General features: G+C 67.3%; 19 protein-coding genes and 1 pseudogene. 6 read left to right on the top strand and 14 right to left on the bottom strand.

The window, feature by feature from the left end; genetic code table 11:
* Window positions 1-100 precede the first annotated feature (100 nt).
* Window positions 101-871 carry a rhomboid family intramembrane serine protease gene (locus tag N5D91_RS12570; protein WP_180854304.1) on the bottom strand — a complete coding sequence of 257 codons (771 nt, stop codon included), beginning with the start codon at window positions 869-871 and terminating at the stop codon, window positions 101-103.
* 106 nt (window positions 872-977) lie between these two features.
* Window positions 978-1,940, bottom strand: coding sequence for a TerC family protein (locus tag N5D91_RS12575; protein ID WP_010487446.1), 963 nt, complete (start codon window positions 1,938-1,940; stop codon window positions 978-980).
* A gap of 349 nt (window positions 1,941-2,289) precedes the next feature.
* Between N5D91_RS12575 and N5D91_RS12580 the strand changes: the two genes are divergently transcribed.
* The gene (locus N5D91_RS12580) at window positions 2,290-3,459 is read left to right on the top strand and encodes a class I SAM-dependent rRNA methyltransferase (RefSeq protein ID WP_180854305.1); all 1,170 of its coding nucleotides are present in this window, start codon (window positions 2,290-2,292) and stop codon (window positions 3,457-3,459) included.
* A gap of 145 nt (window positions 3,460-3,604) precedes the next feature.
* On the opposite strand, the gene N5D91_RS12585 is transcribed toward N5D91_RS12580, so the two are convergent.
* Entirely contained in the window at window positions 3,605-4,483 is an 879-nt protein-coding gene (locus N5D91_RS12585) for a hypothetical protein (protein WP_153856635.1), read from the bottom strand.
* A complete protein-coding gene (locus N5D91_RS12590) occupies window positions 4,480-5,289 on the bottom strand; it encodes a protein klaA (protein WP_153856634.1) in 810 nt (269 codons plus the stop codon). Before N5D91_RS12590 ends, N5D91_RS12585 begins: the two co-directional genes overlap by 4 nt.
* Window positions 5,290-5,443: 154 nt before the next feature.
* Between N5D91_RS12590 and N5D91_RS12595 the strand changes: the two genes are divergently transcribed.
* Window positions 5,444-6,685 (top strand): dipeptidase, encoded by a 1,242-nt coding sequence (locus tag N5D91_RS12595; RefSeq protein WP_180854306.1) that lies wholly within the window; start codon window positions 5,444-5,446, stop codon window positions 6,683-6,685.
* A 92-nt stretch (window positions 6,686-6,777) separates the two neighbouring features.
* On the opposite strand, the gene N5D91_RS12600 is transcribed toward N5D91_RS12595, so the two are convergent.
* The 5 genes and pseudogenes from N5D91_RS12600 to N5D91_RS12620 all read right to left on the bottom strand — a co-directional run bounded on the left by N5D91_RS12600 (window position 6,778) and on the right by N5D91_RS12620 (window position 11,121).
* Complete coding sequence (locus N5D91_RS12600; protein ID WP_180854307.1) at window positions 6,778-8,205, bottom strand: amino acid permease; 1,428 nt, start codon at window positions 8,203-8,205, stop codon at window positions 6,778-6,780.
* Between the two features lie 177 nt (window positions 8,206-8,382).
* Window positions 8,383-9,072: a suppressor of fused domain protein gene (locus tag N5D91_RS12605; RefSeq protein ID WP_219629534.1), complete on the bottom strand. Its 690-nt coding sequence runs from the start codon at window positions 9,070-9,072 to the stop codon at window positions 8,383-8,385.
* A gap of 5 nt (window positions 9,073-9,077) precedes the next feature.
* On the bottom strand, window positions 9,078-9,506 hold the full coding sequence (locus N5D91_RS12610; protein WP_049420929.1) for a hypothetical protein: 429 nt from the start codon (window positions 9,504-9,506) through the stop codon (window positions 9,078-9,080).
* Window positions 9,503-10,132 (bottom strand): leucine efflux protein LeuE, encoded by a 630-nt coding sequence (gene leuE, locus N5D91_RS12615; RefSeq protein ID WP_049420930.1) that lies wholly within the window; start codon window positions 10,130-10,132, stop codon window positions 9,503-9,505. Before leuE ends, N5D91_RS12610 begins: the two co-directional genes overlap by 4 nt.
* A gap of 15 nt (window positions 10,133-10,147) precedes the next feature.
* A pseudogene (locus N5D91_RS12620) lies at window positions 10,148-11,121 on the bottom strand (LysR family transcriptional regulator).
* Window positions 11,122-11,212: 91 nt separating this feature from the next.
* Here N5D91_RS12620 and N5D91_RS12625 point away from each other — a divergent pair.
* A complete protein-coding gene (locus N5D91_RS12625; protein ID WP_153856630.1) occupies window positions 11,213-12,220 on the top strand; it encodes a zinc-binding alcohol dehydrogenase family protein in 1,008 nt (335 codons plus the stop codon).
* Between the two features lie 67 nt (window positions 12,221-12,287).
* On the opposite strand, the gene N5D91_RS12630 is transcribed toward N5D91_RS12625, so the two are convergent.
* On the bottom strand, window positions 12,288-12,893 hold the full coding sequence (locus N5D91_RS12630; protein WP_180854309.1) for a glutathione S-transferase N-terminal domain-containing protein: 606 nt from the start codon (window positions 12,891-12,893) through the stop codon (window positions 12,288-12,290).
* Window positions 12,894-12,938: 45 nt separating this feature from the next.
* On the opposite strand from N5D91_RS12630, the gene rmuC reads away from it, so the two are divergent.
* The 3 genes from rmuC to N5D91_RS12645 all read left to right on the top strand — a co-directional run bounded on the left by rmuC (window position 12,939) and on the right by N5D91_RS12645 (window position 15,642).
* Complete coding sequence (rmuC, locus tag N5D91_RS12635; protein WP_110714217.1) at window positions 12,939-14,489, top strand: DNA recombination protein RmuC; 1,551 nt, start codon at window positions 12,939-12,941, stop codon at window positions 14,487-14,489.
* A gap of 71 nt (window positions 14,490-14,560) precedes the next feature.
* Window positions 14,561-14,959 carry a hypothetical protein gene (locus N5D91_RS12640; protein WP_164161475.1) on the top strand — a complete coding sequence of 133 codons (399 nt, stop codon included), beginning with the start codon at window positions 14,561-14,563 and terminating at the stop codon, window positions 14,957-14,959.
* A 137-nt stretch (window positions 14,960-15,096) separates the two neighbouring features.
* Window positions 15,097-15,642, top strand: a complete 546-nt coding sequence (locus N5D91_RS12645) for a glutathione peroxidase (RefSeq protein WP_110714216.1) — start codon at window positions 15,097-15,099, stop codon at window positions 15,640-15,642.
* A gap of 107 nt (window positions 15,643-15,749) precedes the next feature.
* Here the strand turns inward: N5D91_RS12645 and N5D91_RS12650 are convergent, their stop codons facing one another.
* From N5D91_RS12650 to mlaD, 4 genes are read right to left on the bottom strand one after another with little or no spacing between them, the layout of a single operon-like run.
* A complete protein-coding gene (locus N5D91_RS12650) occupies window positions 15,750-16,766 on the bottom strand; it encodes a VacJ family lipoprotein (RefSeq protein WP_180854310.1) in 1,017 nt (338 codons plus the stop codon).
* A 1-nt stretch (window position 16,767) separates the two neighbouring features.
* A complete protein-coding gene (locus tag N5D91_RS12655; protein ID WP_008266246.1) occupies window positions 16,768-17,079 on the bottom strand; it encodes an STAS domain-containing protein in 312 nt (103 codons plus the stop codon).
* On the bottom strand, window positions 17,069-17,731 hold the full coding sequence (locus N5D91_RS12660; protein ID WP_088028135.1) for an ABC transporter substrate-binding protein: 663 nt from the start codon (window positions 17,729-17,731) through the stop codon (window positions 17,069-17,071). The genes N5D91_RS12655 and N5D91_RS12660 overlap by 11 nt, the downstream gene beginning before the upstream one ends.
* Window positions 17,728-18,252: an outer membrane lipid asymmetry maintenance protein MlaD gene (mlaD, locus tag N5D91_RS12665; RefSeq protein WP_153856626.1), complete on the bottom strand. Its 525-nt coding sequence runs from the start codon at window positions 18,250-18,252 to the stop codon at window positions 17,728-17,730. The genes N5D91_RS12660 and mlaD overlap by 4 nt, the downstream gene beginning before the upstream one ends.
* Between the last annotated feature and the right edge of the window lie 22 nt (window positions 18,253-18,274).

Raw genomic sequence — 18,274 nt, forward strand, 5'->3', positions numbered from 1 at the left:
TAGATGCCAACCTTGGTTGGCACACGGCAGGAGTGCCGACCAAGGTCGGCCACTACCGGTTCATGAGGTTGCCGGCCAGCGGCCGGCACTATCGGTCACCTCAACCGCGGGGGTCTTCCGGCCGGCGGAACGGAATCACCACGTAGTCCTGGCCTTCGCGCGGCTGCCACAGCACCGGCACGCGCTGCGGTGACGGCGGTTCCAGCTCGTCGTCGGCCAGCGGTTCGGCCTCGTCTTCTTCGTCTTCCCAACTGTAGCGTGGGCGCGGCGGTAGCGGGTCGGCGTTGCGGAACAGCAGCGCGGCGATGATGCCGGCGAAGGCGCCGCCCATGTGCGACTGCCAGGACACGCCGTCGGCGTGCGGCAGGATGGTCATCAGCATGCCGCCGTAGAACAGCATGCCGATCAGGCCGGTGGCAATCGCCGCGCGGTCGCGGCGCAGCAGGCCCAGGCTGGCCAGCAGGAACATCAGGCCATGGGTGACGCCGCTGGCGCCCAGGTGCACGCTGCCCGGATTGCCCAGCATCCACGCACCGATGCCCGAGCCCAGCCACAGCAGGGGCAGGGCGCGCACGGTGGCTTTCGGGTAGACGCTGCCGGCCAGCGTGCCCAGGATCAGGATCGCGATGCTGTTGGCGGCGATGTGCTCGACCGAGGCATGCAGCATCGGGCCGCCGATCAGGCCGAGCAGGCCCTTGGCTTCCAGCGGCGCGACCGCCCACGGTCGCCAGTCGAACGTGCCCTGCAGGGCGAACACGGCCACCAGTACCAGCACGGCGGCCAGGCTGACATTGAACGCCCGCAGGATGCGTGAGCGGTCATTGCGGGGCGCCGGCGTGTCGCCGGCGGGCAGGGGCGCGTTGTTGTTCATACCTCAGCAATGGCGGTGGTTGGTGCGAAACCAAGGCCACCGCGGCGGGAGAGTGGAAACGGCCGGCGGGACAATCCCACCGGCCGTGCCATCCAGCGGGTCGGGCTCAGGCCTGGCCTTCGCCTTCCTTCGGCGGGTACTTCAGGCTCAGCACCACGGTCGCGGCGATGATCACCGCCACCACGCCCAGCGACACCGGGGTCGGGATCTTGAACAGGTCGATGATCATCATCTTGATGCCGATGAAGCCCAGCACCAGCGCCAGGCCATACGGCAGCAGGTGGAAGCGGTCGGCCATGCCGGCCAGCAGGAAGAACATCGCGCGCAGGCCCAGCACCGCGAACACGTTGGAGGTGAGCACGATGAACGGGTCGGTGGTGATCGCGAAGATCGCCGGGATGCTGTCCACCGCGAAGATCACGTCGGTGACCGCGATCAGGATCAGCACCGCGAACAGCGGAGTGAACCAGCGCACGCCATCACGCTTCACGCTCAGAGCATTGCCCGCGTAATCCGGCAGCAGGCGCAGGTGCTTGCGCATCCAGCGCAGGGCCGGGTTGGTCTCCAGGTCCGGCTCCTGGCCGGCGGCAAACCACATCTTCCAGCCGGTGAACAGCAGGAAGGCACCGAACACGTAGAGCAGCCAATGGAACTGGCTGATCAGCACGCTGCCGGCGAAGATCATGATCGTACGCAGCACGATCGCGCCCAGGATGCCGATGATCAGCACCTTCTGGCGCTGCTCCTCCGGCACTGCGAAGTAGCTCATGATCATCAGGAAGACAAAGATGTTGTCGACCGCCAGCGCCTTCTCGACCAGATAGCCGGTCAGGAACTCGAGGCCGACCTTGTTGGCCACCACCTGGCCGGCGGTCTCATTCAGGTAGTACCAGAGGCCCGCATTGAACAGCAGGGCCAGCGCGACCCAGCCGATGGACCACCACAGGGCCTCCTTGAAGGTGACCTTGTGCGGCCCACCATGGCGCATCAACACGAGGTCGACCAGCAGGGCGATGACCACCACCGCTGCGAAGCCGCCCCACAACCACACGTTACCGATCGTCTGCATTGGGAATGTCCGTTGGAAAGATGAATGCCAGGCCGGACGGCGAGGATCTGCAACGGAGGATCGGGAGGGGGATCCAGGGACAGAGCTTCGCCAGTACGGCGAAGGTCTCGCTCGCAGTTCCAGTCGGCTGGAACTGCCGTTGCACCGGAGCCTGCGGGCTCGAAATGACGGCGACAACGTCTGGGAGCTACTCCCCTTCTGGCGCCGATTCTGCGGCCTGGCCGGGCTGCCGTCAAATGCCGGGCGGCCGGGGCCCCCGCCCTGGTAGATGCCAACCTTGGTTGGCATGCCGGCCGGGGTCAGAGCCCCTGCGGGGATCTGACCCCGGTGCCCGGTTTACAATAGGTGGATGAATACCCCCCTTCCGATTGTCCGCCTCAAGAATGCGTGGCGTTCCAGCCACCCGTGGATCTTCCAGAAACTGGTCGAGAAGCCGACCGTCCGGCCCAAGCCCGGTTCCATCGTCGACGTGGTCGGCATCGATGGCGAGTTCATTGGCCGCGGGTTCTACAACGGGCACTCGCGCATTGCCGTGCGCATCCTCGAAACCGACCAGAACGTGCCGGTGGATGCCGGCTGGTTCTCGCGCAAGATCGCCCAGGCGGTGTCGCTGCGCCGTGAGGTGCTGAAGCTCGATGCGGTGTCCGACGCCTGGCGCGTGGTGCACAGCGAAGGCGACGGCCTGTCCGGCCTGGTGGTCGATCGTTACGGCGACCTGGTGGTGGTCGAATTCTTCGCCGCCGGCATGTTCCGCCACCGCGAGTGGATCTACGACGCCCTGCACGAGCAGTTCCCGGGCTGCCGCTTCCACAGCTTCGCCGACGAGCACGTGCAGAAGCAGGAAAGCTTCGACTTCCACGGCAACACCACCACCGAAGCGGCGGTGATCACCGAGTACGGCATCAAGTTCCGCGCTGACCCGGCCGGTGCGCACAAGACCGGCTTCTTTGCCGACCAGCGCGAGAACCGCGAGTGGCTGAGCCAGCAGGTGGAAGGCAAGAGCGTGCTGGACCTGTGCTGCAACACCGGCGGTTTTGCGGTGTATGCGGCGGCGCGCGGCGCCTCGGACGTGGTCGGCATCGACATCGATGAAGACGTCATCCAGATCGCCAAGGGCAATTCGCGCCTGAACAACGTGCGCCCGAAGTTCATCCAGTCCGACATCTTCCCGTGGCTGCGCGACGCCGCCAACCGCGGCGAGCAGTACGACGTGGTGATCCTGGACCCGGCGAAGATGACCCGCGACCGTGACCAGGTGATCACCGCGCTGAAGAAGTACCTGGACATGAACAAGCTGGCGCTGGGCGTGGTCAAGCCCGGTGGCCTGTTCGCCACGTTCTCCTGCACCGGCCTGGTGGCCGAGGACCAGTTCCTCGACATGCTGCGCCGCGCGGCCTATTTCTCCGGCCGCACGATCCAGATCCTGAAGGTGGCCGGCGCCGGTCCGGATCATCCGTTCATGGCCCACGTGCAGGAATCGCGTTACCTGAAGGCCGTGTTCTGCCGCGTGGTGGACTGATTCCAACCTGTAGAGTCGAGCCCTGCTCGACGCGCGCGGTGCTTGGCCAGATCAGATCAGCCGAGCATGGCTCGGCTCTACAAATCCATGGCCCCCGGCCTGCAGCGCCAGGGAATTGCCCGGTTGATCACCGGCGGCGCGCGCCTCAGGGCTGCGCGCCCGCCTGCGCCGGTGGCGCCTGCAACTGCTGCAGCAGGCCGTTGATCACCCGGGCCCGGCCGCGCACGTGATAGCCCAGGGTGGTCAGGCCGATGCCAGCGATGACCAGCAGCAGCAGTGACCAGGCGATCGCTGTGCCGATGAAGTGCAGCGCGCCCATGCGCAGCCAATGGTCACGCAGCCACGCTTGGCTGCGCACCGAATAGGGGACCTTGGCTTTGGCCTCAAAGCGCGCACGGATGACATCGGGCACCGCGATACCGATGTCCTCGCCGCGGGCGATGGCCTGGCCGATGTCGTTCAAGGGGATGCTGGGTCTTGCCAGCGAGCGCTGCGCCTGCAGGTAGCCCTGCCATTGCGGGCTGAGCGTCGTGAAACCCGGGCTGTCGATGAGCTTGCCGAGCTGGCTGCTGTCGAGCTTCGTGCCATCGCCGGCGTCAGCCCGGCTGAAGTCGGGACTGACGATTCCGTTGCCGAACAGCAAGCCGACCAGCAACGAGCCACCAATCACGAACGAGAAGGTGAAGTGGCGTACGCCGCGGTTTAGCAGCACCCTGCGCAGGCCGAATCCCATCCAGAACAGCAACCCGCCAAAGAGGATCAGGCTGGCAAGCAGCAGCATGGCAGACGTGCCGGGATCAGTACCGTAGCCGGCCGGCACGTGTGCCGAGGGCGGACTGCCGGTCAGCCCCTGCAGGAATATCATGGACAGCAGCGCAGTGGCCGGCAGCACCGCCAGACACGCCAGACCCAGGGTGCGTGCGAACGAACCCCGGCGATACAGCGCGCGCAGCCCGGGAACGGCTTCGACCCGCGGCTGCAGTTCCGCCGGTACCCTCAGTGGGTCGGGCCGGGACGTGATCATGCCGGTTCTCCGGAAGTGCGCAGCAGCTGCTGCAGGGCCTGTTTCAACTGGTCCTGTGCCTGCGAGGCGCGGGCGACCATCTGCGGGCTGGCGTTGTCGTTGTTGTGCAGGGCGAGGATGGTCTGGCGCCAGATCGGCAGCAGGATCTGCACCGTCTCGCTGTAGCGGTCCAGCAGTTCGATGGCGTGGTTGCGCGCCAGCTGCACCTGGATCCGGCTCATCGAATGGCTGGCCAGCAGCGCGGTCAGGTTGGCGATGCGGCGCTGCAGGCGCTCCACCGGTCGATCCAGCACCATCGGATCGTCACTGGCACCACTGCCCGGAGGCAGTTCCTGCAGGAACTGCACGCCCGCATCGATGTAGATCTGCAAGTGGGCGCCCTGCACGTCATGCAGCTCCAGCTGTGCGTTCAACCGATCGACGCTGCCGCGCACCGCGATCGCCTGGCGCTCGATCTCGGCCAGGACGTCACCGTTTCCCCCCAGCGCGATGCGTCGACGCAGGCGCTGCTCGATGTCGGCACCAGTGAACCGGTCCCACCAGCCTGCGCGTTCCAGCAGTGCGTTGGGGTCATGCTCGGAGAGGCGGCTGACCAGTTCAGCCAGCGCCTTGGCCAACGCGTTGGCACTACCATCCTGCCAAGCGGGCTCCGCACTGGCGCTGGCCAGTTCGGCCGGGCCATAGCGACCGATGTCGATGCGCCCGGCGAACAGGACCGGCAGCACATCGCGCTTGAGCTGTTCGACGCAGGGCCCGGCGGCAACCGGGTGTTCGCTGGGGAGTGGTGGAGGGACAGGATGCGGCATCAAGGTTCCGTTCCAGGGGCAATGCAGCGCGGGGCCGTCAGTGCCGTTAGCGGCTGCCGCCGAGTGTAATGGAGCACGCGTGCTGTCGTCCGGCACTACCCCGGGCCACCCTCACGGCGCTATGGTCGGCGTCTCCCAACATCGGTGGATGCCCATGCCTTCGTTGCGTCGCTTGTCCGTCGTGCTTGCCCTGGCGCTGTGCGCGCCACTGTCCGCCCACGCCATCGAGTTCAGCGCGCAGGAGCTGGCCCGTGCCAAGGCCCTGCAGCAGCGCCTGGTGACCCTGGACAGCCATCTGGATACGCCGGCCAACTTCGGTCGCAGCGGCTTCGACATCGAACAGCGGCATGACCGAAACGCGCTTTCGCAGGTGGACTACCCGCGCATGGTCGAGGGTGCGTTGGACGGCGGCTTCTGGGCGATCTACACCGATCAGGGCGATCGCAGCCCCGCCGCGCACCTCGCGGAGCGTGACCATGGCCTGCAGCGGCTGCTGGAGATCCGCGAAATGCTGGCCGCCAACCCCGAGCGCTTCGCGTTGGCATTGACCGCCGATGACGCGGCGCGGATCAAGGCCGCCGGCAAGCGCGTGGTCTACATCAGCATGGAAAACGCCAGCCCGCTGGTGGAAGACCCGAGCCTGCTTTCGTTCTACCACCGCGCTGGCCTGCGACTGCTCAGCACCGTGCACTTCGCCAACAACGAGTTCGCCGATTCGGCCACCGATCCGAAGGGCGCCGAGTGGAAAGGCCTGAGCCCGACGGGCAAGGACCTGGTGCGGCAAGCAGTGAAGCTGGGCATCGTGATCGACCAGTCGCATGCGTCCGACGCGGTGTTCGACGACCTGCTGGCGATGATGCCGGTGCCGTTCGTGCTGTCGCACAGCTCGGCCAAGGCGGTCTACGACCACCCGCGCAATCTTGATGACGCGCGGCTGCGCAAGCTGGCCAAGGCCGGTGGCGTGATCCAGGTGAACGCCTATGGCGGCTACCTGATTGACACCGCGAAGACGCCCGAGCGCAAGCAGGCCGAAGAAGCGCTGAGCAAGCAGCTGGGCGGCTGGGAAGGAATGGGCATCGAGCAGGGCGTTGCCCTGCTGAAGGCCGAGCAGGCGCTGGACCACGAGCATCCGGTGCGCCATGCCAGCCTGGACGATTTCTTCGCCCACTTCGAGCACATCCTCAAGGTGGTCGGCCCCGAGCACGTGGGCATCGGCCTGGACTGGGATGGCGGCGGTGGCCTGAGTGACCTGCCCGATGTCAGCCAGCTGCCGAAGATCACCGCGTGGCTGCTGCGCAAGGGCTATACCGAGAAGCAGATTGCCGGCATCTGGGGCGACAACCTGCTGCGGGTGATGCGCCAGGCGCAGGACTACGCCGCAAAGCAGGGCGGTTGACCGCCCTGGGGTAGTGCCGGCCGCTGGCCGGCACTGGCCGTATCAACAGGATGCGAGGTGCCGGCCAGCGGCCGGCACTACCGGTGATCCGGTTATTTCGCGATCAGCGCGTGGCGGCGGCTGTACAGGAAGTACAGCACCAGGCCGGCCAGGTTCCACAGCAGGAAGTACAGCTGGGTGCTGTGCGGCAGGCTGAGGAACAGATAGATGCAGCCCAGCGCGGCCAACGGGCCGACCACGAAGGCCAGCGGCGTACGGAAGGTACGTTCGCGGTTCGGCTCGCGCAGGCGCAGCACCACCAGGCAGATGCCCACGGCGGTGAACGCGGCCAGGGTGCCGGCATTGGCCAGGGCGGCGATCTCATCCAGGCGGGCCACGCCGGCCAGCGCCGACACCACTACCGCGGTGAACAGCGTGGTCGCCACCGGCGTGCCGGTACGTGCGTTGACCTTGGACAGGCCACGCGGCAGCAGGCCATCGCGGCTCATCACGAAGAAGATGCGGCTCTGACCGTACAGGAAGGCCAGCAGCACCGTCGGCAGCGCGATGATCGCGATCACGCCGATCACCATCGCGGCGGTCGGATGGCCCAGCTGGCGCATGATCAGGGCCAGCGGCTCGGCGCTGTGGCCGAACACCGCGTAGCTCATCGCACCGACCGCGGCCAGCGCCACCAGCACGTAGACGATGGTGCAGCCGATCATCGAACCGATGATGCCGATCGACAGGTCGCGGCCGGGGTTCTTGGTTTCCTCGGCAGCGGTGGAGATCGCATCGAAGCCATAGAACGCGAAGAAGATGATCGCCGCTGCCGCCATCACGCCGTGTTCGACGCCATCGGGGCCGATCGACTTGGCGAAACCGTACGGCATGAACGGCTGCAGGTTGTTGCTGTCGAACGCGGGCAGGGCCACCGCCACGAAGATGGCCAGCGCGATCAGCTTGAACACCACCAGGATGGCGTTGAGGGTGGCGCTTTCCTTGGTGCCGGCCATCAGCATCCCGGCCACCAGCCAGGTGATGATGATCGCGGGCAGGTTGATCATGCCGCCTTCCACGTGCGGACCGGCCGCCAGCCACGCGGGCAGGTGCACGTTCCAGCCGAACTGGGTGTGGACCCATTCGAGGAAGCCGACGAAGTAGCCGGACCAGCCCACCGCCACGGTACTCACCACCAGCGAGTACTCCAGGATCAGGCTCCAGCCCACCACCCAGGCGAACACCTCGCCCAGCGCGCTGTAGCTGTAGGTGTAGGCACTGCCGGCGGCCGGCATCATCGTCGACAGCTCGGCGTAGGACAGTGCCGCACAGGCGCAGACCGCACCGGCGATGGCGAAGGAGATCAGCACGGCCGGGCCGGCCAGGTTGGCACCGACACCGATCAGCGTGTAGATGCCGGTGCCGACGATGGCACCGATGCCCAGCGCGATCAGGTGCGGCCAGCTGAGCGTCGGGATCAGACGCCTGCCGGCTTCGTGGACGGTGACGGAATCTAGGGACTTGCGCCGGAACAGGGACATGCAGGCCTCGGAAGGGGTGACTAAGAACGACAAGTTCCCGAGTGTGACCGAACGCAGCGCAGCATTACCACTGACGGGGGTCATGCGAGGGTCAGATGCGTCACCGGCGCGGCTGTACTCCGAGCATTCTGCCGGAATCGGCACAAATGCTGGCAGGATTCGAAATGATTCGATCCCTCAAGGCGAGCCGGGAGGCGCTTGAAGCGTGAGAGCAGGGGCCAGATCGATGCTGACCCGCTGCGGATCAACCACTGGCGCCGCACCTTGGGTTCTCAACTGGGCCACCAGTACTTCGAAGCCCTGCGCGCGGCCGAACGCGTGCTCGTCCAGGGTCAACGGCAGCAGCTGCAGGAAGTCGAATCGTCCCGATGGCAGTTGCTGGGGTCCCGGGAAATGCAACGACGGAACGAAGACGGCCGCCTGCAGCATGCTCCCTGCGTGATCCACCGGCCCCCCCAGCTTCAGCCGGTCCCATGGCGCCAACGGATTGCCGGGCATGCGTGAGTGGCACAGCAGCAGGTGGTACGCGGTGAACCAGCGCAAGGTGGTCAGTGCCCAGGTCGCTTCTTCCTGCGTCTCAAGCATCAGTTCGATGCCCAACCCCGAATCGCCATCTTCGTGCCGCCCTTCCCAGGGGTTGGACAGGCCGGAACTGACATAGATCCAGTGCCTTCGATCACCGTGCGGAGGGCAGGCATTGACGCCGACATGCAGCCAGCGCGGGTCGATCTGGTCCTGCTTGAAGACGTTGCGCAGCAGATCCATGTCGATCGGATAGATCCCCGGCCCGGTATCGCCGAACAACCGCCGGTACAGCGTCTCCTCCCGATATTCCCAGCTGCGCTCCAGCAGGGTGTCGTCGTCCATGGTGCTCACTCGGCCACCTTGCCGGGCCAGCGGCAGCCGTCTTCCTGCCAGGCCTCGACGTCATCGTGGAAGGTGGTGCGACGTCCGTCGCGGCTACGCTCGTAGCTCAGGTCCAGCACCAGCGCGCCCTGCGTGCTCAGCAGGTAGCGGCCGTTGAGGCGCCCGTTGATGCGCTCTTCCCAGACGCTGTCGAACTGGTAGGGGCGGTCTTCGGCCAGCACCGTGGTCTCCATTGAAACCCGGCGCAGCAGCAGGCGTTCGCGCTGCCCGGCATAGCGAACGTCGGCCTGGCCGTCATCCAGCCAACGCCATTCCAGATGGATGCCGTCATTGCGGCCGCCGCTCAGGCAGCGATGATCCTGTGCGGTGGCCGCCGGGGCGGTCGTGTTGGCCAGAAGCAGCAGGGCGCCCATCGCCGTCGGCCAGGGTTTCATCCGTTCAGCCCCAACCGGATGCCGAACCCCACCAGGAACAGGCCTGCCACACGGCGCAGCGCATCGCTGATCCGTGGATGCTGGATCAGGCGGCGACGGGCCAGGTTGCCCACGCCGATCAGCATCGAGCAGTAGGCGATGCTGACCACCAGAATGATGCCGGCCAGCGCAGCGAAGGTGGCGATGCCCTGGTGTGCCTTCGGATCGATGAACAACGGCAGGAAGGCCATGTAGAACAGGATCGCCTTCGGGTTGAGCAGGCTGACCAGGATCGCCTGCTGGAAGTAGCGGCCCGGCTGCATGCGGATCGGGCCGGCGTCGCCGCTCTCGTGCTTCGGTGTGCGCAGCAGGCTGATGCCGACCCACACCAGGTAGGCCGCACCGAGGTACTGCACCGCGTGGAACACCAGCGGGTTGGCCTTGAGCAGCGCCGCCACGCCCGCCAACGCCAGCCACATCAGGATCTGGTCGCCGACCAGCAGGCCGGCCAGCGCGGTGTAGCCGCCGCGCACGCCGCCACGGCCGGTGGCGGTCAGCAGCGTGAAGGTACCGGGGCCGGGCAGGGCAAGAAACACCAGCACAGCGACCAGAAACGTCCACAGGTCCTGGATGCCCATCCACGGCATGGCGGCGTTCTCTTGTTACGGGGGGCCGCCATTGTCGGCCAGTGCCGCCGTTGGCGACAGGGGGCGGGTGAGGCCAGTGGGCATGCCAGACAGCAGCGGTTGCAGGTGCTGGCGCAGTTGCGCGTGCAGCTGCCGCACGGCCGGTGAGAACTGCTTGCGGTGCGGGCACACCAGCTGCAGCGGAATGCTGCTGCCAACACCGTCGAGCAGCAGCTGCAGGCGCCCGGCCAGCACGTCCTCGCGCAGGTCCAGCCAGGACTTGTAGGTGATGCCTTCGCCGGCCACGGCCCAGCGTCGCACTACATCGGCATCGTCGCAGACCAGGGGGCCGCGCACCGGGATCACGCTGCGACGCCCTTCGACCTCGAATGACCAGCGATCGTAGGCGCGGCCGTTGAGTTGATAGACCAGGCAGTCGTGCTCGCGCAGATCCTCCAGGCGGGTGGGCGTGCCACGCCGCTGCAGGTAATCGGGGGCGAGGCTGCGAGTACGCGCCGGTTGCCTTCCAGCAGCGGCAGGGCGACGTAGCTGGCGTCGTCGAAGTGGCCGATGCGGATGGCCACATCGACCGGATCGCGGAACACATCGGCCACTTCGTCGGACAGGCGCAGGTGCAGGCGCAGCCGCGGGTGCGCAGCGCGGAAGGCGCTCAGCCAGGGCAGCAGCAGGTTGCGGCCGAGGTCCGAGGGGGCCGACAGCTGCAGGGTGCCGTGCAGCTCGGTGTCCTCTCCCTGCACGCGCGCCTGGCCCTCACGCAGGGTGGACAGCACGTCCTGCGCGTACGGCAGGTACAGCGCGCCCTCGCCGGTGAGGCGCAGGCTGCGGGTGGTGCGCACGAACAGGCGCAGATCCAGCTCGCGTTCCAGCCGCGCCACCGCCGCGGCGACCTGCCCGGGCAGCAGATCGGCCTCGCGCGCCGCCTGCGAGAAGCTGCCCAGTGCGGCAGTGCGGACGAACAGCTGCAGATCGTCGAAGCGGATCATCTTCATTGCCAGAGTGAAAGTGCTGCCCGATTCTGCGCCTTTCTGTGGGAGCGCGTGCGGCGCAACCTGTCGCCTCCTTCCCCACTGGACCGCTGCCATGCGCGCCATTGCCTACACCCAAGCCGGCCTGCCGATCGATGATGCCCAGGCCCTGATCGACATCGAACTGGAGCTGCCGCTGCCCGGCCCGCGTGACCTGCGCGTGGCGGTACGTGCGGTGGCGGTGAACCCGGTCGACACCAAGGTCCGTCGCGGCGTGGCCACCGATGGCCCGCGCGTGCTGGGCTGGGATGCGGTCGGCATCGTCGACGCGGTGGGCAGCGAGGTGACCCTGTTCCAGCCCGGCGATGCGGTCTACTACGCCGGCGTCATCGATCGCCCGGGCAGCAACGCCGAGTACCAGCTGGTGGACGAACGCAGCGTCGGCCGCAAGCCGGCCAGTCTGGATGACGCCGCCGCCGCCGCGCTGCCACTGACCGCGATCACCGCCTGGGAGCTGTTGTTCGACCGCCTGAGAATTCCCGAGGGCGGGGGCGAAGGCCAGACCCTGCTGGTGATCGGCGCTGCCGGCGGTGTCGGTTCGATCCTGGTGCAGCTGGCGCGGAAGCTGACGAAACTGACGGTGATCGGCACCGCCTCGCGTCCGGATACCCAGGACTGGGCCTACGCAATGGGTGCACACCATGTGATCGACCACAGCCTGCCGCTGGCTGAGGGCCTGGCGCGGCTCGGCATCAGCGAGGTACAGCACGTGGCCAGCCTGACCCACTCCGACCAGCACTACGCGCAGATCGTGGAACTGCTGGCGCCGCAGGGCCAGCTGGGCCTGATCGATGATCCCGGCCAGGTCGATGTGATGGCGCTCAAGCGCAAGGCCCTGTCCCTGCACTGGGAATCGATGTTCACCCGGCCGCTGTACAGGACCGCCGACATGCAGCGCCAGCACGACCTGTTGAACCGGGTGGCCGAGCTGATCGACATGGGCGTGCTGCAGACCACCCTGGGCGAGCACTTCGGGCGCATCGACGCGGCCAACCTGCGGCGTGCCCACGCGCTGCTGGAGAGCCACCGCGCCAAGGGCAAGATCGTGCTGGAAGGCTGGTAACGCAGGTTGTTCCCGCGCACTCGGGGTCAGATCCCTTTCCCGTTGGGAAAGGGATCTGACCTCTGCCTCAGGCCACGCCGTTGTCGACGTGTTCGGCGAAACCGGGCTGCTGGCGCAGGCGCTCGAACCACGCCGCGAGGTGTGGCAGCACGGGCTTGTGGCCGGGTGTGCTGCGCCAGCGTTGGGTCGACAGCCCGAGCACGATGTCGGCCAGAGTGAAGGTGTTGCCCGCCACATGGCCGTCGGTAGTGGCCAGCTGTGCATCAAGCACACCCATCAGCCGGTTCCACTGCGCCAGGCTGGCCTCGGCGCGGGCGTCATCCGGATAGTCCGGATGCTGGCGCACGCGCGCCATGAATACATGGCGCCAGGCGCTGTTGAGGTCGCTGGCCTGCCAGTCCATCCATTGCTCCACCCGTGCACGGGCCTGCGCCGTGGCGGGCAGCAGGTCCTCGCGTCCGCCGCGTGTGGCCAGGTAGCGGCAGATGCTGTTGGATTCCCACAGCACGAAGTCGCCATCGCGCAGCACCGGCACCTGCCGGTTCGGGTTCAGCGTGGCCAGCATGTCCGGCAGTGGCGCTGGCTCGTGCTGTACATGCAGGTCCAGCCCGGCACACAGCCACAGCACCTTGCGCACATTGATTGAGGTGGGCTTTCCGTACAGAGCGAGCATGGTCCTGACGCAGCAGCTGAGACTCGGCCAGCCTACACTTGCCTCATGCAAACCGAATATCTGCTCATTGGCGGCCTGCTATTGGCCGTGCTCATCCTGCAGCTGGTCGCCCTGCTGCGCCGCCCGCCGCATGACCGCCTGGAACAGGCCGTGCGCGAGGAGGCGCGGGCCGGGCGCAGCGAGCTGCGCGAACAGCTCGATGGCTTCGCCCGCGCGCTGACCGATCTGTCCACCCGCACCGACCAGCGCCTGGACCTGCTACGTGAAGCGCTGGGTGAAGATGCCCGCAAGGCGCGCGCCGAAGCGGCCGAGAGCCAGCAGCGGGGCGCCGCGTTGATGGGGCAGCGGCTGCAGGAACTGCGCGGCCAGCTGGAGACCTTCGGCCAGCAGCAGGAAGCGCGCATCCATGCGTTTGGCCAGCAGCTGCAGGAGCTCACCGGGCGTACCGATACCCAGCTCGGCGCGCTGCGCCAGACCCTGGTGGACGATGCACGCAAGGGCCGCGAGGAAGGCGCGCAATCGCAGCAGCGCCTGACCGAGAACCTGGGCCTGCGCCTGCAGGAGCTGACCCAGCGCAACGAGCAACGCATCGCCGAGATGCGTGCCACGCTGGAAGAACAGCTGCGCGCGCTGCAGAACGACAATGCGCAGAAGCTGGAGCAGATGCGCCACACCGTGGACGAGAAGCTGCAGTCGACGCTGGAAACGCGGCTGGGCAACTCCTTCAAGCTGGTTTCCGAGCGCCTGGAGCAGGTCCAGCGCGGCCTCGGCGAGATGCAGCAGCTGGCCACCGGCGTCGGCGACCTCAAGCGCGTGCTGACCAACGTCAAGAACCGCGGCAGCTGGGGCGAAGTGCAACTGGAGAACATCCTCGAGCAGACGCTCACCCAGGAGCAGTATGCGCGTGCGGTGAAGGTGCGCCCGGATAGTGGCGAGATGGTCGATATCGCGGTGCGCCTGCCGGGCCGCAGCAGCGACGATACGCCGGTATGGCTGCCGATCGACTCCAAGTTCCCGCGTGAAGACTACGAGCGCCTGCTGGACGCGCAGGAACAGGGCGACGCCGAGGGCGTACGCCTGCAGGGCATCCAGCTTGAACGCGCGGTGCGCGTGCAGGCCAAATCGATCTGCGACAAGTACATTGCGCCGCCGCACACCACCGACTTCGCGGTGATGTTCCTGCCCACCGAAGGCCTGTATGCCGAAGTGATCCGGCGCCCGGGCCTGGTCGATCTGCTGCAGCGGGAGCACCGCGTGGTGGTGGCTGGCCCGACTACGGTCACCGCGCTGCTCAACAGCCTGCAGATGGGCTTCCGCACGCTGGCCATCGAGCAGCGTTCCAGCGAGGTGTGGAGCCTGCTGGGCGCGGTGAAGAGTGAGTTCGGCAAGTTTGCCGGCATTCTCGAGAAGGCCGAGAAGCAGATCACCACGGTTGGCCGCAGCATCGGCGAGGCCAGCCGCAAGACGCGCACCATCGAACGCCGCCTGCGCGGCGTGGAGTCGCTGGCGTCGGAACAGGCGCAGTCGCTGCTCGGCGATCTTGCCGAGGGGGATGCGGCGGGCGAGGACGAAGGCAGTGACGGCGACGAGGCCTGAGCCACGCTGACACGCCGCCTGCATCGCCGATGCGTATGCTGGCGGCCTGTCCGCCCCGATCAGGTATCGTCATGCGCCTGCGCCGCTTCACCAGCCTTGTCCTGACCGCGCTGCTTGCCGCCTGCAGCAGCGCACCACCGGCTGCCGATACGACCGCGGCACCTGCCGCAGGCACCAGCCCAGAAGCCACCGAGGCCTACCGCGAAGCACGTGACGTCGACTGCCAGGCCGCCGGCGGCACCCTGCAGCGGCTGGGCCGCCTGCAACGCGAGCAGTGCGTGATTCCCTATGCCGACGCCGGCAAGGCCTGCAGCCGCAAAAGCGACTGCACCGGCCAGTGCCTGGCCGGTGCCGAGGTGGCCGCTGGCAGTGTCGCCACAGGCACCTGCCAGCGCGATGTGCGCCAGAGCTTCGGCTGCCGCCAGCGCATTGATGACGGCAAGGCGCAGGGCACGATCTGCGTGGATTGATCGTAGTGCCGGCCGCTGGCCGGCAACCTCATGAACCCTTGCGAACGATCGCATGATTGCCGGCCAGCGGCCGGCACTACCGGCATCGCGCGGCGCTATGCTGGTGGGCCATTCCCCGCTGTTGCCGGAGCCCCCGCGTGAGCACTTCGATCCAGGACATTTCCCTCACCACCATCGACGGCCAGCCGTCCTCGCTTGCCGACTACCAGGGCAAGGTGTTGCTGCTGGTCAACGTCGCCTCCAAGTGTGGCCTGACCCCGCAGTACGAAGGCCTGCAGGCGCTGTATGCGGAAAAGCACGCACAGGGCCTGGAAGTGCTGGGCTTCCCCGCCAACAACTTCCTCGGCCAGGAACCGGGCAGCGAGGCGGAGATCCAGCAGTTCTGCCAGCTCACCTACGACGTCAGCTTCCCGCTGTTCTCCAAGATCAGCGTGGCCGGTGACGACACCCACCCGCTGTACCAGCAGCTGACCGCCGCGCAGCCGCAGTCGATCGGCGAAGGCCCGCTGCGCGAGCGCCTGGCCAGCAAGGAAATCCCCATCCATCCGGCGCCGGCGGTGCTGTGGAACTTCGAGAAGTTCCTGGTCGGCCGCGACGGCAAGGTCATCGCGCGTTTCGCCCCGGACGTGGCTGCCGATGACGCGCGCCTGCGCGAAGCCATCGAGGCAGCGCTGGCTGCCTGATCGGTCGGGGTCGGAGCCCTTTCCTTTGGAAAGGGCTCCGACCCCCTTAAGGGCCACAAAAGAAAAACCCCGCCTTGGCGGGGTTTTTCATGCGCTGCAGACCGGACTCAGTGCGTCCACTGCGGCATCGGCATCGCATCGACCGGGATCGGCGAATTGGCATCGTCGTGGCCACGGTCGCGCTTGCTGCGCAGATCGTTCTCGATCTGGTAGTTGCGGCGCTGCATCCACGCATCGCGTACCAGCGAGTATTCGTCCACGGCGGTGTCACGCAGGTCGTCGATCGCCAGCAGCTGTGCGCGGGTGTCGACCAACTGCAGGCCCTGCAGGCCGATGCGGATCTTGTCTTCCTCGATGCGGCGCATCGGCGACAGCGGGATGTCGCCGGCCAGGCCAAACACATCGCGCACCGTACGCGGGCCGAAGAACGGCAGTTCCACGTAACGCGAGCGACGCCAGCCCCAGACACCCAGGGTCTGGCCGAAGTCTTCATTGCGACGCGGCACCATCGCCTTGCTGGCCGGATCGAACAGGCCACCGATACCCAGGGTGCTGTTCATCAGGAAGCGGCCAAGGCTGTCCCAGGCATCGGCACCGCGGCCCTGCAGCAGCTGGTTGGTGATCGTCACCGGTGCGCGCAGGTTGCTGAAGAAGTTGCTGACGCCGGTACGCGCGAAGCGTGGCACCACGTGGGTATAGGCGGTGGCCAGCGGACGGGCGATACCACGGTCGACCGCGTTGTTGAACGTGTGCACCTTGCGGTTGAACGGTTCCCACGGGTCGTAGGCCGCTGCACTACCGGTGTTGCCGGCACCGCCGTAGAGGGCATCGAAGTCGTCGTCACCGCCGGGTGCGGTGGCGGCTGCGGTCTTCGCCGCGTCAGCCTCGGCACTGACCGCCGCAGGGGCGGGTGCAGATGCAGTGGCGGCCGGCGGATTGGCCACCGGGGCGACCGGTGCAGCGTCAACCGTGCCGGTGTCGGCGACCACGGCCGGGGCCTCGGTTGCGGCACTGGCCGGGACCACGGTGCTGGCCGCCGGCGCATCGCTGCGCGCGGGCTTGCCGGCACAGGCGGTCAGGGCGGTGGCCAGGACGATCAGGGGGAGAGTGCGTACGACGTTCATGTCAGCTCGCAGCAGAAGTAGCGTTGAAATCCAGGTCGGGCGACAGCCGGTAGGCCGCGCTCAGCTCGTTGTAACCGGCCGGTGCGCCGGAGATCGCCAGCGGATGGCCGGCCTTGCGTGCACGTGCCGCCAGTTCGGCCAGCAGGGCCAGGCCGGCGCTGTCCACGCGCTCGACCTCGCCCAGTTCCAGTCGTGCCAGCTGTGCCGGCAGCGCCTGCAGCTGTGGCCACAGTGCGATCACCGCGGCACGGTCGAGCACCCCGCGCAGGCGCAGGGTGTCGCCTTCCAGCAATGCCAGTGCGTTACTTGCCATTGCCCGCGGGCCCGGCCTGCATGCTGCCGCTGTGCAGCTCGGTGGCCACCTGCTTGATGCCCTTCTGGCGCAGCGGGGTGTCGAACTGGTTGCGGAAGGTCTGCACGTAGGAGATGCCTTCGATGTTGACGTCGAAGATCTTCCACTGGCCGTTCACGTTGCGCATCCAGTACTCGACCGGGGTCGGCTCGTTGCCGGCGCGGACCAGCTCGGTGCTTACGCGCACGCCGCGGTTGCCCGGCAGCGGGCTTTCACCCTTCAGGCGGAAGCTCGGCTTGCCCTGGATGTTGAGCAGGGTCGAGCCGTAGCGCTGCATCAGGCTGTCGGCCATGGCATCGGCGAACAGCTTGATGTCGGCGTCGGAGGCGCCACGGGCGTGCGGGCCCAGCACCAGGCGCGCGGCGTAGTCGCGATCGAAGGTGCGGGTCAGCTCGCTGTCGATGTAGCTGCGCAGGCTGGCCGGGTTGCTGGTGAACTCGCTCTTGCGCTGCTGCAGCGTGGACAGGATGCGGCTGCTGGCATCGATCACCACCTTGCCGGCCTGGCCCTGCGTCGCGGCAGCGGCGGGAGCGGCGGCCTGTGCCTGGGCCAGGAACGGAGTGGCTGCCAGCAGCGCCGAGGCGAGCAGGGCCGGGATCAGTTTCATCTTCATGGTTGCGGTTCCGTTGCAGGCGCCTGCGCGCCATCGTTGGGCTTCTGAGCAGCGCCGCCACCGGCGCCGCCACTGAACATGTACTTGCCGACCAGCTGGATCAGGTCCACCGCCGGCTGGGTGAAGACGATCTCGTCGCCGGCCTTCAGCACCTCCGGATCACCGCCCGGCTGCAGACCGATATAGCTCTCGCCGAGCAAACCACTGGTGAAGATGCCGGCCGAGGTATCCGCCGGCAGGTCCTTGACCTTGCTGTCCATGCGCAGGGTGACGATGGACTCGAACTTCACCGGGTCCAGGTCGATCGCGGCGACCTGGCCGACAGTGACGCCGCCGATCTTCACCGGCGCCTGCTTGCGCAGCTGGCCGACCTGGGAGAAGCGTGCCTTCAGCTCGTAGCCTTCGCTGCCCCAGCTCCAGCGCTGGTTGGTCGAGGCCACGGCCAGCACCATCAGCGAGGCCAGGGCCAGCAACAGGAAGGCGCCGACGGAAAATTCGAGTCTGGGACCGCGGATGGCCATGTGGATTACCTGATCGAGTCGT

The sequence above is a fragment of the Stenotrophomonas sp. GD03794 genome, from assembly GCF_029842145.1.
GTDB classification, from domain to species: Bacteria; Pseudomonadota; Gammaproteobacteria; order Xanthomonadales; family Xanthomonadaceae; genus Stenotrophomonas; species Stenotrophomonas riyadhensis.